Origin of the sequence: Aurantiacibacter rhizosphaerae (genome assembly GCF_009807005.1) — a bacterium.
Classification (GTDB): domain Bacteria; phylum Pseudomonadota; class Alphaproteobacteria; order Sphingomonadales; family Sphingomonadaceae; genus Alteraurantiacibacter; species Alteraurantiacibacter rhizosphaerae.
This window is the reverse complement of sequence record NZ_WUBR01000002.1, coordinates 960,923-975,424: the sequence shown is the minus strand read 5'-3', so window position 1 is coordinate 975,424 and position 14,502 is coordinate 960,923. Positions and strand designations below refer to the sequence as shown.

Sequence of the window (14,502 nt, the reverse complement as noted above, 5' to 3'; positions counted from 1 at the left end):
TCGCTGGTGGTCAGGATTTGATCGGTACGCTGCCGATCACAGGTCCATGCAATCATTCTCCAGTCCGAAGGCAATGCCGCCAAGGTTTTGCGCGTAGGGGTAGGGGTTGTTGGCCACATGCGCACGGGCGCAGTGGATATCCAGGAATGCGCGCTGCACCACGTTTCCGGAATAGATCGCCTTGCCGCCTGAAAACAGCATCAGCTTGTCGATCGCCTCGACACAGCGGGAGACCATGTCCGTGGTGTGGTGGCCAAGCTGGGCTCGGCGCGCGATCGGCCAGTCGCCCGTTTCGGCGCGCTGCTCCAATTCTGCAAGGTCGGCGGCCAGGCGCAGTTCCAGGTCGTTGATGGTCAGCATCACATCGGCCACGGCCTTCTGGATCGTCGTATCGTTCGCCAGCTTCAGGCCGGTGTAGGTAGTGCGCTTCTGGCGTGTGGTTTCCACGAAGGTTTCCAGCGCCCGGCGCAGGGCACCGATGGAGGTGGTGGACACTGTGCGGTTGAAGATCTGCGCAAAGGGAATGCGATAGAGAGCCTCGTCATTCTGCGTGTGGCCGGGGCAATCCAGGTTGAACATGTCACGCTCCCGGATCACGCGGTGATCGGGCACGAATGCACCTTCCACCACGATATCATTGCTGCCCGTTGGACGCAGGCCCATGGTGTCCCACGTGTCCACGATTTTGTAATCGCTGCGCGGCAGAAGGAAGTTGTAAGGCTCCGGCTTACCGTCGCCATCTTCGGCCACCATGTTCGCGCCCAGGATCACCCAGTCGCAATGTTCCGATCCACTGGAAAAGGCCCAGCGTCCGCTGAACTGGTAGCCGCCATCAACCTTCGTGGCCTTGCCAGTGGGCATATAGGATGAACTGATCAGGACATCGCCATCCTCGCCCCACACGTCTTCGGCGGCTTGCGGATCGAACAGCGCCATCTGCCAGTTGTGAACCGCAACCACGCCATAGACCCAGGCGCTGCCCATGCAGCCTTCGGCCAGCGTCTTGGATATCTCGCAATAAACCGCCGGAGACATTTCATAGCCGCCATACCGCTTTGGCTGCAAAACCCGGAACAGGCCGGCTTCCTTGAACTCGGCGATGGTTTCGTCGGACACGCGCCGCTGGCGGATCGCCTCTGCCTCGCGTTCCTTGAGGACGGGCACCAATGCCCTTGCGCGCTCGATCAGCTCGTGCGGATCGGGAGTATTCTCCTCGCCACGCATATTGTCCTGCACCTGTAACGTCTGCACCATTTCTCGCCTTCCCAACATATTGCGACTCGCGATGAGGGCGAAATTCCTCGCCTTAACGCGTCCAATTTATGTACAATACGTGCACTTTTTCAACCATTGTTGCAAGTGTGCAACCATTCGCAGAACTGCATGAAACCGAAAAATCGCGAGGATTTGGCGGTTTAGCTGCCAAAAATAAGTTAGCGAATAGGCTATTTTCACGTGAAAATTATCGCACTAGATTTCGTGTTTAATATTTGTAACAATACCTCTGATTTTGGGGTTACTGTTGATGTCGATGCGTAACTGTAACGGTTCTGTTGAGGTCTCAACAATGATCGTATCTATGGAGGTGGAGTAACATGATGAAATTGCACAAGGCGGCCCGACGGTCGATTTTGTTATCAGCCACGGCAACGGTGTTTGCCCCGTTTGTTGCCACAGGTTCTGCCCATGCGCAGGAAGTGCCGGTGGAAGAGGGCACCGGCGGCATCGCCGATACTATTGTCGTCACTGCCAACAAGCGCAGCGAAAACCTGCAGAAGGTGCCGATCTCCGTCAGTGCCTTTTCCGGGGAGCAGATTGACCGGTTGGGCATCACCGACACCACCCAGATCACGCAGCAGATCCCTTCGCTTCGCGTGAATGCCTTTTCTCCGAACCTGACGATCTTCAGCCTTCGCGGCATTTCGCAGAACAACTTTACCGACAATCTGGAAGCGCCCGTCGCCGTCTATCAGGACAATGCCTACATCGCCTCGATGAACGCTGTTTCGGGACAGCTTTTCGATATCAAGCGGGTTGAGGTGCTGCGCGGTCCGCAGGGCACGCTGTTCGGGCGCAATGCCACCGGCGGCCTGATCCATTATCTCAGCGAAGATGCCAGCACCGATCGCCTGAACGGTTATGTGCAGGGCCAGTATGGCCGCTTCAACGATTGGTCGCTGGAAGGCGCCGTGGGCGGGGGCCTGAGCGAAGGTTTCCGCTTCCGCGCGGCCGCCCGTGTCGAGCAGGCAGATGGCTACATCAAGTCCCGCGATACGGATGCGACGGCGCTTGGCTTTGGCGTTATTCCCGGCAGCGGGCAGGATCTGGGCGGCAAGGATGGCTGGGCCGCGCGCCTGAACATCCAGGCCGACCTGTCGCCTGATGCGACGCTCAACCTGTGGTACAAGCATTCCGAAGACAACAGCGTTGCCACAGGCGGCTATGTCTTCGAAAACTGCATTTATCTCGACAATGGCTTTTGCGACACCAATGCCGCCGGCCTGAGCGACGCGCGCAACGGCGTGATCAACGCCATCACCGCCGAACCCGCATCTCCGTGGGAGCATTTTGGGGAGCGTCCCGGCAGCCTGGACCGCGTGATGAACAGCTATCAGGGGCAGCTCGACTGGGATCTGGGCGGCGTGGAGCTTACCTCCATCACGAACTACCTGACGATGGACAAGGTCTATCAGGAAGATGGAGACGCGCTGCCATTCCTGATCGTGAATGTCGATTCCACCGTCGATTTCCGCCAGTTCTCGCAAGAGCTGCGTCTGGCCGGTGAAACGGGGCTGCTGAGCTGGCAGGTTGGCGCATATTATCTGGATATGCGCTATGACGGATCGCACGCGGTTACCGGCGCCCCGATCTATGATCTGGCAATTGCTGGCAATGGCGGGTTCTCCGTTCCCAAGGTGGACCAGCAGTACCTGATCGATTCCGAAAACTGGTCCATCTTCGCGCAGGGTGACCTGGAATTGACGGACCGCCTGACGCTGACGCTGGGTGGCCGCTATTCCAAGGACAACAAGGCGATCGACTATGCCAATGTCCTTAGCGACCCGACCTTTGCGCCGCAGCCCGATCCCATTGTATTGTTCACTGACAAGGATCTTGCCGCCACCGTTCCCGGCGTGAACCGGGAGAAATACGGCGACTGGGCAGCGCGCGTCTCCCTGAACTTCCAGGCCACTCCCGATACCCTGCTGTTCGCATCGTGGAACCGCGGCATCAAGGGCGGAAACTGGTCGCTGTCATCCAACATCAATGCAGCCGATTTCCGCCATGATCCAGAAACGCTCAACAGCTTTGAAGCGGGTTTCAAGACCACGCTGCTGGATGGCGATCTGCGATTGAACGGCACGGCGTTCCATTACATCTATGATGATTACCAGGCGTTCTCTCTGGCTGGCGGTGTGCCGCAGGTGTTCAACAGCGATGCCCACGCAACCGGTGCCGAGCTGGAGGCCTTCTGGTCCCCGTCCCCCCGGTTTGACGCGGTCTTTGGCGGCACGTGGGAAACTTCCTCTGTCGACAGTATTCCCGCAACCGGCGTCCAGTTCGGCCCGGAACTGTTCCCCGGCGCGCCGGATTCGGAATTCTGCACCAATCTTGGCGGGGTTTTCCGCTGTGATTTCCCACAAGCGAACATCACGGATGCAGAATTGCCAAACGCGCCGCGTTTCAGCCTGAACTATTTGCTGCGTTACAATGTGAATGTCGCAAGCGGCAACGTCGCCGCACAGGTGGACGGGGCCTGGTATGATGATCAGTTCCTGGAAGTGACGAATGGCCTCGGCTCCTTGCAGGAGGCCTACAACGTCACGAACGTCTCGCTCACCTATGAGCATGACGATACCGGCATCTCGCTGACGGCATGGGCCCGCAACGTCTTTGATCAGGAGTATCGCGCCTATGCGCTGAACCTCGGCATCCTGGGCGTCACCTCGATCTACGCACCGCCGGCAACCTATGGCGCAACCCTGCGCATTCCGTTTGGCCGCTAGTTCGAGAAAGCAGACCCATCAGCTGAACCGGCATCAGGCCGGTCATCAGGCACAAGGCGAAATCGCATGAAAACGATCGAGACAGACCTTTTCAGATCAGCAATGTGCCGCCTGGCGAGCGCCGTCACGTTGATAACGACGGACGGCCCCGCCGGGCGCCGGGGACTTGTGGCGACCGCCGTCACCAGCATTACCGACGATCCGCCGAACATCCTTGTTTGCGTGAACAAATCGGCGCGTAGCAATGCGATGATCAAGCAGAACGGCGCGTTCGCGGTAAATGTTCTGAATGAAGGGCAGGAGGGACTGGTTGGCGCCTTCATGTCCAAATCGGGTGATGACCCTTTCGACAAATCTGATGTGTGGACCAGCCTGGAAACGGGCGCTCCGATATTGAAGGAAAGCTTGGCAAGCCTGGATTGCGTGCTGGACCAGATCATCAATATCGGCACGCACAGCCTCTTCGTAGGCCATGTGACGGAGGTGCGGATCGGCACACAGTCGAGCGCGCTGGTCTATTTTGACAGGGCGTTCTGCTCCGTGGCGGCGAAATAAGGGCTGTCACCGCCTGATCTGTTGGTGCCAAAAAAAGGGGCCGGGGTGGAAACCCCGGCCCAAATCACTGCAACAAGGAGGTCTGTTGCGGATCAGTATTCGAAGCGCACGCCCATCCGGTACATACGGCCCACCACGTCATAGAGGATTGGGTTGGTAACGCCGTAGCTGGACGGGAACTGGTTGGGCGGATCCTTGTCGAACAGATTGTCGACACGGGCGAAAATCTCGACCTCTGGCCGATCGGTCAGCGGGCGGAAGGCCACGCGGGCATCGAAATACCAGTAATCGTCGATCGAGTTATCGCTCACGCTGTTGGGCAGGGTGGGGTCATAACCGTCCTGATCGGGGCCGATCTGCGTCGCGTTGTAGAGGCCGCCCGAAATATACTCGGCCTCCAGCCCGATTTCCCATTTCTCGGTCTCATATTCCGCGAACATGCGGCCGGTGAAATCGGGCACGCCCGATTCCTGCGACACCGGTGATCCATTCTGGCCGGCGCGGTCTACCTCGCCTGCCTGATCCACGGTGATGAGATCGAAGACATAGGTGCCCAGCGCGCGCAGCGTCAGGTCTCCATTGCCCACCGGGAGTGAATAGCTGGCCTCGATATCCACGCCCTTGGTCTTGAGCTGGTTGAGGTTGAGCAAGGTGTTGTTGAGCGCAACCAGTGCGCCGGTGTTGCTGCGCGTCACCAGGTCGCAAAGCTCCACCGCCCCTGATGCACAGCGGTTCAGGATGGTCTGCCCGCCAAGCGTGGAAATCACGTCATCCAGATCGATGTTGTAATAATCCACGGCCAGGTTCAGCCCCTGAACCGGCGAGAGGACGACGCCCGCCGTTAGGGTATTGGCGCGCTCCGGGTTCAGGCCGGGATTGCCGCTCAGGCGAACAGAGGTGAGCGAACTGGCGCCGCTCGGGTCCTGCGGATCGACCAGGAACTGAAAGCTCGCCACGCTGGGATTGTACAGTTCAAAGAAGTTGGGCGCGCGAATATCGCGAGAGCGGGTGACGCGGAAGCGAACGCCGTTCACAGGCTCCCACGTGCCGCCCACTTTCCAGGTGATTTCCGTGCCGCTGGTGGAATAATCGGTGACGCGCGCAGCACCGTTGATCTCCAGCAATTCCGCGCCTGAAACGCCGGACAGCAGCGGGGCTGCCAGCTCAAGATAGGCTTCCTTCACCCGCACGGCAGGGCCGGTAATGCCGGAGCCCGGGCTTGTGTAGAAATTGTTGGCGGCAGAGTCCGGGTCGGTCGTGCCTTCGGCATCCTCCACGCGATATTCCGCGCCCAGGGCGAAGCCCAGCGGGCCGCCGGGCAGTTCGAACAGGTCGCCGCTGACATTGGCCGCGATGACCTGTCGGCTAAGCTCGGTTTCCTGCATCACAGTGCCATAGGTGTAGGCCTTGGCAGCGGGGGAGAAATTGTTCTCTCCAAACAGGTTCAGCGGCGCACAGCCGGCGGCATCCGGATTACCAAGGGCAACCTGGCGGCAGACGATGTTGCCATTGGGCGTACCGTTCAGGAACGCGCCTTCGTCAACCGCATCGATCGCCCAGAAGTATTCGCGGTTCTTGCGGGTGTTGAGGCCCACCTGCGAATAATCGGTCTTGCCGTATTGGTAATAAAGATCCCAGCTGAAGCCGTTGCCGAAATTGCCTTCCGCACCTGTTGCAATGCGATATGCGTCGCGTTCAACCGAGCCTTTCGAATGGCCCAGATCATTGGCAATCCTGCCGAAACGGACGGAGGCAACGCCTGCATCCACCAGTTGCTGGCGCAGATTGTCTGGCAGGAATGCGTTATCGGCGGCGATGCCGATGTCGGTGGGGCTGAGGCCAAGGTTGCGCGATTGCGCACCCGTGGTGCGGCCCTCGATATGGGCGAAGCTTGCCTCCACGAACGGGATGAAGGAATCGCTGACTTCAAAGCTGGCGCGTGCCAGCAGGTTATAGCGTTCCACGGCGGAGACGAGCGGGAACTCGACATAGAATCCGTGGGTCGGATCGATGCTGCCACCGGACTGGAAAATCGGCGGCCCGTAATAGGTGCCGTAATCATGCGGGATCAGTGTCCCGTCGGGCAGGATCTCGTTACCGGCAAACGGCCCCGAGTTGAAAAGCCCGTTGTAGCTGGCCGTGGATGGGCGGACGTTGGGCAGGAAAATCTGCCGCGCCAGGCCATTCACCTGTGGAATGGGGTTGGCGACCGGTCCATATTCCTCGGCACACCATTCGCGGGTGTAGCAGTCTCCTACGCCATTGCTGTCGGCATATTCACCGCCAAGGATGAAATGTCCGCGGCCATCGGCGAAATTGGCGCCATAGGCGCCTGAGACGAAGAACTGTTCGTTATCGCCTTCGTCGCTGATGCCATATTGCGCAGACCCGCGAACCCCTTCGAATTCATTGTCCAGAATCAGGTTGATCACGCCTGCGACAGCGTCCGAGCCGTAGGCTGCGGACGCACCGCCGGTCACCACTTCGCTGCGTGCCACAAGGGCGGTGGGGATCATGTTCAGATCGACGGTGAAGCCGGGCGAATTGCCCGATCCGGCCACGGTTCCGGGCACGAAACGCCTGCCGTTCACCAGCACCAGCGAACGCTGCGCCCCAAGGCCGCGAAGGTCGGCAAGGTTGGCACCGGCATTGCCGATGAAGATCGCCGTGGTCGCAGGCGTTGCCTGCGGGCGGAAGCTGGGCAGATCATTCAGCGCATCGGCAACATTGATGGCCGCCTGGTCCTGGATCGATTCAGCAGACACCACCGTAACCGGCGTGGCCGTTCTGAACGTGTCGCGCGCAATGCGTGAACCCGTCACCACGATGGGTTCGGACGTGGGCACATCATCGGCGGCGGTTTGTGTTTCCGCCTGCTGCTGCGCCATTGCCGGGCTTGCGCACAACGCGCCTGTTATCGCGAGGCAACTGGCCATTCCCAGCACCGAGTGCCGGCGGCTTGATAGACGTGTTTTCATAAAATCCTCTCCCATGCGGATTTATCGACTTCCTGGTTTTCCCGAGCGGCAAGTTTCGGCTTGCTCAATTTTCAGGCCAGCTTTTATTCGGCTTCTTCAAAGGTCCTGATCGCTCCCGACGAAGCCGCCGCAGCGGCCCATGGCGGGCAGACAGGTTTCATAATTCGGTGTGATTGCAGGGGTGGCCGCCCGCTCTCGAAAAATGGGCGCGTAATGCCCATTGGGCGCCCGTGCTTCGGGCTGCTCCGCTTCAAGAAAGACGACCGTGCCGTCTGCCAGTGACATTGCCAGTGACATTGCTCCTCCCATTGGCGCTCCAACAAGTACATCCGCCAGTGTGGGCGGCGAAGTTCTGTTGGATACGCCACCTCTCCGGGACAGAGTATTACCAGACCGTCGTTGATCTATCAATGATAAACGTTGATCTATCAATGATAGTGGCCGGTAGCCACAGAGACGGCTTTTGGGACGGCTTTCGCGGCGGCTTTCGCCGGAGTTTGCGCGCCGGGAAAGCTGATTGATGCAAAACGGAATTCGCTTGTCGCACATGGCATCAGACCCTATTGGTTGAGCAATCAACAATAAGACGCGATGACCGGGAGAGATAGCGTTGGATCAGTCAAAGGTGGATCGTTCGGTCCTTGAACCGGCGTATCGTTGGCGCTTCGTGGCACTGATGTTCCTGGTGTGCCTGTTCGATTTTGCTGATCGCGCGGTATTCGCCGTGCTTGCCCAGCCGATCAAGGAAGAATTGCTGATTACCGATTTCCAGATCGGTTTGCTGCAGGGGCTGGCCTTCGCCTTGCTGTATTCCGGGCTGGGCCTGCCTATCGCGCGCATTGCAGAGCGCCGCTCTCGCAAGAACATCATCGCCATCTGCACCGCCATCTGGTCCGCCGCCACGACATGGTGCGGCTTTGCCACCGGCTTCGTTTCGCTGGCGCTGGGCCGTATCGGCGTGGGCATGGGGGAGGCGGGTTTCCTGCCCGCGGTCAATTCCATGGTGGGCGATCAGGTGCAGAAGAATCGCCGCGCCTCCGTTATGGCGCTGATCATGCTGGGCACGCCGGCTGGCATTCTCACAGGTTCGCTGGTGGGCGGATATGTCGCCAGTATCGCCAGCTGGCGGGAGGGATTCTTTGCGCTGGGCATTCCGGGCCTGCTGACGGCGCTGGCAGTATGGTTCTTCATCCGTGAACCGTCACGCGGCCTTGCCGACGGGGCAAAGCCGGAACGAAAGCCGCCGCCAGACTTCAAGGCATTCCTTGCCACGCTGAAGCAGAAGCGGGCGCTGGTTTTCGTTATCCTGGGCGGCTCCACGGCGGGCTTCGGGATGACCTCTATCTCCCAGTTCCTCGCGGTGTTCCTGGCCCGTGTGCATGATCTCAGCATCAGCGAGGCGGCGACATATTATGGCCTGATCTCCGCCACCTTCCTTACCCTTGGCCTGCTGGTCGGTTCGTTCGGTACGGATTTCCTGGCCAAGCGTGATGCACGGTGGCCAGCCTGGGGTGCGGCAATCGGTCTATTGATCGCGCCCTTCGTCTATTTCGCCGCCTTCCAGGCAGAAAGCCTGATGCTGGCAACAGTGCTGCTGATCGTGGCCGGAACGATGCTGCTGCTGTTCTATGCGCCCACCAGCGGCATGATCCAGAACTTGCTGCCGCCGCGCATGCGCGCAACCGGCATCGCCTGCTTTACGCTGCTTTACACGCTGTTCGGTTCGGGGATGGGGCCAGCCTTCGTAGGTTTTGTCAGCGATCGGATGTCAGCCCGCGCCTATGACGGGGAATTCTTTGCAGATTGCCCCGGCGGCGTGGCTCCCGATAATGCCAGCGCGGCATTGCAATCCGCGTGCGAGGCAGCCTCCGCCAATGGCATGCAAGATGCGCTGCTGGTGGCGGTGTGCATCTTCTTCGTCGCCAGCTTCTTCTACTGGATGGCATCGCGAACCCTGCGCGAAGACAGCTTCGAGGCCGCCGAATAGGCTGCGTTCAGGCGGCCGCGTACCGGGTCGCCTGATCTACAGTTCCTTGAACCGGGCCGATTTGATCGAGGTGAACCTGTCGCCATCGGTGCGGTAGAGGATGATGCTCTCGATCTTGCGCACATCGCCTTTCTTGGTGGGCCACATTTCGAAATCCGGCCAGTCCTTGATGGTGGTGAAGACCGTGCGATTGTGCATGCAGAAACCATCCGGCGCCACCAGCAGATCGAGGATGGTCAATTCTTCGTGGATGTGTTCCTTCACGCCCCTGTAGAAATCGACGATGCCCTGCCGCCCCTTGATATGCTTGCGGTCCCCCAGGTTGAAGTCGACATCATCGGCGTAATATTTCGAAAATCCATCGAAATCATTGGCGTTGAACGCGGCGATATACGCCTCGAAATCTTCTCTCGTCATGCAGCCTCCTCCTTTGGTTTTTGCCCGCGCGAAGTCTGCTGCGGGAATAGGTTCGCGGCCCGACAGGCGGTGATCGTCATCCCACCTTGTAATAGCGGAACAGCGAGTGATCGGGGTCCGTCCGCCGTTCTCCGCCGCCCACGATGCAGGTGCGCGTAAGCCAGTCGTGCGGGCCTTCGGGACAGCGGAAATAGGGCGTCATTCGGAAATAATCCGGCTGCACCAGACCCTGGTCATTCTTCTGTTCGCTGCCCATCTTCGCCACGTTCAGATAACCAAGATTGTTGATGTAGATCAGCGTCCCGTCGCTCGCCTTCAGCAGATAGTGCGCGCGCAGTTCGATGGTGCCGTCAGCGCGCACGGTGGCATAATCGGCGCCGGAATGCGGCACGACTTCGCCCTGCAACAGCGGGCCGGTGATCTCTCCTCCGATGGGCGGCGTGTAGCCCTGCTGTGTGGTCGTGCCGGGCAGCGGGCCGAAAATCGTCCGGTCCGATCCGAAGAACACACGGATATCAAAGGCGTGCTCCAGTTCCACATCGACAAAGCTTTTCACGATTCACTCTTCTCCAGCGGAATGTTGGGCACCTGCAGATAGGAATTGGCGCAGTGCAGGATATGGGTTCCGGCGTTGCGCAGATCCTCGTGCCGGGCAAACGGCAGGTTGGGCAGGCCTTCGTCATAAATGTCGCGGCCCTTCACGATCAGGCGCAGGGTCTCTCCAGGCCCGAAATGGGTGGAGGAGGGCCAGATCTCGATCTCTACCTGAACGCTTTCACCCTCTTTCAGCCGCTCTTCCCGATCATGGGGATGGAACGGCTGGAACATGGTCGATCGCTGCGGATCGAGCGCGCGATGGCTGGCGCGCAGCCATCCCAAAGCGACCGGGCCATTTTCGAAAAAGGCGTAGAAGCCGAAGCCGACCTTCTCGCCATTGCGGTCCAATTTTTCCAGCGCGACGAACAGGTCCATATCGTCAGACCCGCGCGCTTCTACGTCCAGCACCAGCTTGGCATATCCGGTGAGTTCGGTGTTGTGCGCGAATGTGTGATCGAACACCGCCTCGCCATCGGTGGCGGAATATTCAACAGTCCCGCTGCCTTTTGCATCCGGTGACATCGTCCCGTCACTGTCGAGATTAAGGGCTAGATATTCCGTCTGCGGCAGGGGCCATTCGCTCGCGGTGCGTTCCTGCGCCTTGCCGAAACTCTCGCGCACTTCCAGCCTGACCTTCGGCCATGCCATGACGGAGGTTTCCTTGGCCTTCAAAAAATGGTCGAAGAAGTCGCGTCGCCGCTTGCGGCTTTCAGCAAGATAATAATGCGCCCACTTTTTCTGGCCGTGCACCTCCAGCCATTTGTGCTGGCTTTGCATCTGGCGAAAAGCCTCCAGCGTGCCGCGCGTGTGCAGCGCCTGGTCGGCCCAGCTGGCCACAACGTATGCGGGCTGCGTGATCCGATCCAGCGCAAGTTCCTTCGATTGCCAGAAGGGATTGTGCAGGGGGTGCGCCTGGATATTGGCCCAGGTGTTTTCCGTGCGGTTCAGGCTGTACTGGATATTGTCGGAAGCGCGCGGGGCGAAGCCTGTTTCGGGAATGCCGCCGTGAAAGGCAAACTCGCGATACCAGTCCGAAAATCCCTCCCACGGGTTGATCGCCTTCAGGGCAGGGGGATCAAGCGGCGCGACAAGATATTGAATGCAGGCGAGGTAGGAGACGCCCGTCATGCCAACAGACCCGCTGGCCCAGGGGCGGCTGGCGAGGAAATCGATGGTGTCAAAGCAATCGAGCGCCTCGACCTCTCCGTTGTGATGAAAGTCTCCGCCCGAAAGCCACGCCCCGCGCGGATCGACGATGGCAACCGCATAGCCCGCCGCGCACCAGAACACAGGGTCTGGCCCTTCGAACGGGGTTTCAGGGGAAAGCCATTCCGGGTTCACGCCGGACGGCGGCCAAAACACCTGGTTGGATTTCGCGTGCTTGCCATAGGGGCTCCATGACAACAGCACCGGCAGATCGGTAGCGCCTTCGGGGCGGTAGATATCGGCGTAGATCTCCGTGCCGTCGCGCAGCACCACCGGCAGGTTTTGTTCGAACAGCAATCCGGCCCGCTTTTCCTGGCGATAGCCCGCAGGCGGCAGGGGCGGCTTGTGAGGGGCGCTGGCCGGATCGACGCCGGGCCGCATGATCGGGCGAAATTGCGGGGCCAGATCAGTCATCGCACGACGAAGTAATGGATGCGATTGGCGTCCGGCACCTTCTCCGCCACGCCCACGAAAACGTGCCGCGTCAGCCATTCATGCGGGCCTTCGGGCGCATCGAACCGTGGAGATACTCGCATGTAGTAATCGCTGGAATCGACATCTTCGTTGCGCGCCATCTTCTCCGCGATTTCGGGCGTTTTCGCCCAGCGATAACCGCGGTTTTCCAGGTAGATGATGTCGCCATTGTCGGCTTCCAGCAGATATCGCGCATCGAAATCGATCACGCCATTGGGCCGGACAAGCGGGAAATCGCCGCCCGACATGGGCACCACCGTGCCATTCAGCAGCGGACCTTCAACCCAGCCCTTTGCAGCATAGACGGCCGCGCGCGTTTCCCCGCGCGACGATGGCTTTATCCAGCGCACACCTGCCAGTTCGATACCGATGGTGAAGGCGTGCTCAAGCTTAGGAGCGAAGGGATGATCGCCGCTCATGCGATGATCGCCCACAGATCGAATGGACGTGCGCGATACCCAGTAGACTTCATAGAAGTTCTCCCTCCCCAAAATGCGATGCCTGCTGAGCAGGTCTGTCATTGGTTGATAAGTCAACGTTATGGGGCATGACAAGTTAATTTTTTTCGCCTAGTTGCAGCAGGTTCAAGACAAGGGGCGAGAATGGCGAAAAACGGGAAAGAGGGTGAGGGCAGCACCCTGGCCGAGGTGTGGGGTACGTTCGGCCCAAGTCACGTGCCGTATCGCCTCCTTTTGCTGGGCAAGATGATTGACCGGCTTACAACGCGGCACCTGCGCACTCTTGCCGATCTCAGCCTGGCGGAATGGCGCATCGTTGCGCATCTGGCGGTGATGGGCGAAACCAGCGCCAGCCGGCTGTCCAGGGTGGCCCTGGTGGACAGGGCGGAAATCAGCCGTGCAGTGCGATCACTGGCGAAGAAGGATCTGATCCGGCGCCTGTCCGATCCCGATGACAAGCGCATCACCCTGCTAGGCCTGACGGAAGAGGGAGAGAATGTTTTCCGCACCACGCAAAAGGCGCGCAATCGCTTTTTCGCGGATCTCACCAGCGATCTTGAAGCACCAGAGCTGAAGCAGCTGGACGATTACCTGTTCCGGCTGGCGAAGCTGGCGGACAAGATGCTGCTGGATGATCGGCTGGCAGAGGCGGACGACCCGGCTGCCGAGGGTTAGTTGACAAGTCAATCGAGTCTGCGGAAGCTGCCTGTCTGAAGCCGGGCGCGAATGATCGCGCGAAAACATCAATCGGCGCATGACAGGGAGAGAAACATGGACGCAGGTTCTGGCGCCCGCCGCGCCCTTCGCATTGAGGGGCATCGCGCATGACCCGGTCGTTCGACTATCCGGAATATATCGAGGTGTTCAACAGCGGGGACGATGCCGCGCTGGTGGATCGCTTCTACCACGATGATCTTGTGTTCACCGGCGGCACGCGCCGTCATCATGGCAAGGATGGATTGCGGGAATTTCTCGCATGGGCGCATGATGGCGTGCGGGAGGTGATGCGGGTGCAGCATTACGCCCGCAAGGGCGATGTGCTGTTTGCCGATGTTGACATGGATTTTCACGCCACCAAGGAACGGCCCGATTTCCCCTTCGGCCATCTCTACCCCGGTGACAGCGTGACCGTGAAATTCCACGTCACCTACACCCTGCGTGACGAGAAGATTGCCGCGCTGAATTCCATGACCTGGCCGCCCGGTTACGGCGTGACGCAAATCCCCCGGCTTGGCGCGCACCCCAGCCAGAAGGCAGCCTATCTCGCTTATACCGCAGCATTCAGCGGCGCGGATCACAACCGCTTTTCCGCCTTCTACACTGACGATGTGACGCTGAAGCTGAACACCATGCCCTTGATCGAAGGCAAGCAGGGCATCATCGATTTCTACCAGCCCATGTTTGAGCGGGTGCGTGAACATCTCACCATTCACAAGCTGCTGGCCGATGATGAGGCGATCTTCGTCGATTCCACCAGCCGCTTCACCGCGCAGGTGGACGCGCCGGATTTCGTGGTGGCTCCACTGGCGAAGGAGGAGGCGGTGGAAGTGCGCGTTTTCGTTTATTACACCCTGCGGGATGGGCTGATTTCATCGATCCGCGTGGCCCGCGCGGGCGAAGTGGAGATGGTCGCGCAGCCACCCGCCGCAGACTGAGCGCAAGTGGCTCCCTGTTTTACAAGGGGTTACAGAGCTGGAAATCTGTCAATGTTGAGAAGTCATTCAATTCGGTGAAATATACTCATCTGAACGATGGATTGAATTATAATAAAAACTGGTTTCCATCGCGACTAAAACGCGACCGGCGTTAAATAGCTAAGGTTG

The 14,502-nt window shown here is 59.5% G+C and carries 12 protein-coding genes; 5 read left to right on the top strand and 7 right to left on the bottom strand.

All coding sequences use genetic code 11. The features are described from left to right. Positions 1-36 precede the first annotated feature (36 nt). Positions 37-1,254, bottom strand: coding sequence for an acyl-CoA dehydrogenase family protein (locus tag GRF63_RS12205; RefSeq protein WP_237392430.1), 1,218 nt, complete (start codon positions 1,252-1,254; stop codon positions 37-39). Positions 1,255-1,595: 341 nt separating this feature from the next. Between GRF63_RS12205 and GRF63_RS12200 the strand changes: the two genes are divergently transcribed. Further along, positions 1,596-4,007: a TonB-dependent receptor gene (locus GRF63_RS12200; RefSeq protein ID WP_237392429.1), complete on the top strand. Its 2,412-nt coding sequence runs from the start codon at positions 1,596-1,598 to the stop codon at positions 4,005-4,007. Positions 4,008-4,073: 66 nt separating this feature from the next. Continuing rightward, complete coding sequence (locus tag GRF63_RS12195) at positions 4,074-4,562, top strand: flavin reductase family protein (protein WP_160486245.1); 489 nt, start codon at positions 4,074-4,076, stop codon at positions 4,560-4,562. Between the two features lie 92 nt (positions 4,563-4,654). Here GRF63_RS12195 and GRF63_RS12190 read toward each other — a convergent pair whose 3' ends face one another. Both GRF63_RS12190 and GRF63_RS12185 read right to left on the bottom strand, forming a co-directional pair. Next, positions 4,655-7,450 (bottom strand): TonB-dependent receptor plug domain-containing protein, encoded by a 2,796-nt coding sequence (locus GRF63_RS12190; protein WP_160486244.1) that lies wholly within the window; start codon positions 7,448-7,450, stop codon positions 4,655-4,657. A 186-nt stretch (positions 7,451-7,636) separates the two neighbouring features. After that, on the bottom strand, positions 7,637-7,837 hold the full coding sequence (locus tag GRF63_RS12185; RefSeq protein ID WP_160486243.1) for a hypothetical protein: 201 nt from the start codon (positions 7,835-7,837) through the stop codon (positions 7,637-7,639). Between the two features lie 379 nt (positions 7,838-8,216). Here GRF63_RS12185 and GRF63_RS12180 point away from each other — a divergent pair, with 379 nt between their 5' ends. Further along, on the top strand, positions 8,217-9,527 hold the full coding sequence (locus GRF63_RS12180) for a spinster family MFS transporter (RefSeq protein WP_237392478.1): 1,311 nt from the start codon (positions 8,217-8,219) through the stop codon (positions 9,525-9,527). Positions 9,528-9,563: 36 nt separating this feature from the next. Here the strand turns inward: GRF63_RS12180 and GRF63_RS12175 are convergent, their stop codons facing one another. The 4 genes from GRF63_RS12175 to GRF63_RS12160 all read right to left on the bottom strand — a co-directional run bounded on the left by GRF63_RS12175 (position 9,564) and on the right by GRF63_RS12160 (position 12,757). Continuing rightward, a complete protein-coding gene (locus GRF63_RS12175; RefSeq protein ID WP_160486241.1) occupies positions 9,564-9,944 on the bottom strand; it encodes a nuclear transport factor 2 family protein in 381 nt (126 codons plus the stop codon). Positions 9,945-10,020: 76 nt separating this feature from the next. Then, positions 10,021-10,500, bottom strand: a complete 480-nt coding sequence (locus GRF63_RS12170; protein WP_160486240.1) for a DUF3237 family protein — start codon at positions 10,498-10,500, stop codon at positions 10,021-10,023. Then, entirely contained in the window at positions 10,497-12,161 is a 1,665-nt protein-coding gene (locus GRF63_RS12165; RefSeq protein WP_160486239.1) for a CocE/NonD family hydrolase, read from the bottom strand. The genes GRF63_RS12170 and GRF63_RS12165 overlap by 4 nt, the downstream gene beginning before the upstream one ends. Next, complete coding sequence (locus tag GRF63_RS12160; RefSeq protein WP_160486238.1) at positions 12,158-12,757, bottom strand: DUF3237 family protein; 600 nt, start codon at positions 12,755-12,757, stop codon at positions 12,158-12,160. Before GRF63_RS12160 ends, GRF63_RS12165 begins: the two co-directional genes overlap by 4 nt. A gap of 66 nt (positions 12,758-12,823) precedes the next feature. On the opposite strand from GRF63_RS12160, the gene GRF63_RS12155 reads away from it, so the two are divergent. Next, a complete protein-coding gene (locus tag GRF63_RS12155; RefSeq protein ID WP_160486237.1) occupies positions 12,824-13,354 on the top strand; it encodes a MarR family winged helix-turn-helix transcriptional regulator in 531 nt (176 codons plus the stop codon). A gap of 149 nt (positions 13,355-13,503) precedes the next feature. Beyond that, entirely contained in the window at positions 13,504-14,334 is an 831-nt protein-coding gene (locus GRF63_RS12150; RefSeq protein ID WP_160486236.1) for a nuclear transport factor 2 family protein, read from the top strand. The last annotated feature ends 168 nt before the right edge of the window (positions 14,335-14,502 follow it).

What these genes read in the sequence shown, in the direction of transcription:
- GRF63_RS12205 (WP_237392430.1), bottom strand. Translation starts at nt 1,254, where the DNA reads ATGGTGCAGACGTTACAGGTGCAGGACAATATGCGTGGCGAGGAGAAT.
- GRF63_RS12190 (WP_160486244.1), bottom strand. Translation starts at nt 7,450, where the DNA reads ATGGCGCAGCAGCAGGCGGAAACACAAACCGCCGCCGATGATGTGCCC.
- GRF63_RS12175 (WP_160486241.1), bottom strand. Translation starts at nt 9,944, where the DNA reads ATGACGAGAGAAGATTTCGAGGCGTATATCGCCGCGTTCAACGCCAAT.
- GRF63_RS12200 (WP_237392429.1), top strand. Translation starts at nt 1,596, where the DNA reads ATGATGAAATTGCACAAGGCGGCCCGACGGTCGATTTTGTTATCAGCC.
- GRF63_RS12155 (WP_160486237.1), top strand. Translation starts at nt 12,824, where the DNA reads ATGGCGAAAAACGGGAAAGAGGGTGAGGGCAGCACCCTGGCCGAGGTG.
- GRF63_RS12180 (WP_237392478.1), top strand. Translation starts at nt 8,217, where the DNA reads ATGTTCCTGGTGTGCCTGTTCGATTTTGCTGATCGCGCGGTATTCGCC.
- GRF63_RS12165 (WP_160486239.1), bottom strand. Translation starts at nt 12,161, where the DNA reads ATGACTGATCTGGCCCCGCAATTTCGCCCGATCATGCGGCCCGGCGTC.
- GRF63_RS12150 (WP_160486236.1), top strand. Translation starts at nt 13,504, where the DNA reads ATGACCCGGTCGTTCGACTATCCGGAATATATCGAGGTGTTCAACAGC.
- GRF63_RS12195 (WP_160486245.1), top strand. Translation starts at nt 4,074, where the DNA reads ATGAAAACGATCGAGACAGACCTTTTCAGATCAGCAATGTGCCGCCTG.
- GRF63_RS12185 (WP_160486243.1), bottom strand. Translation starts at nt 7,837, where the DNA reads ATGTCACTGGCAATGTCACTGGCAGACGGCACGGTCGTCTTTCTTGAA.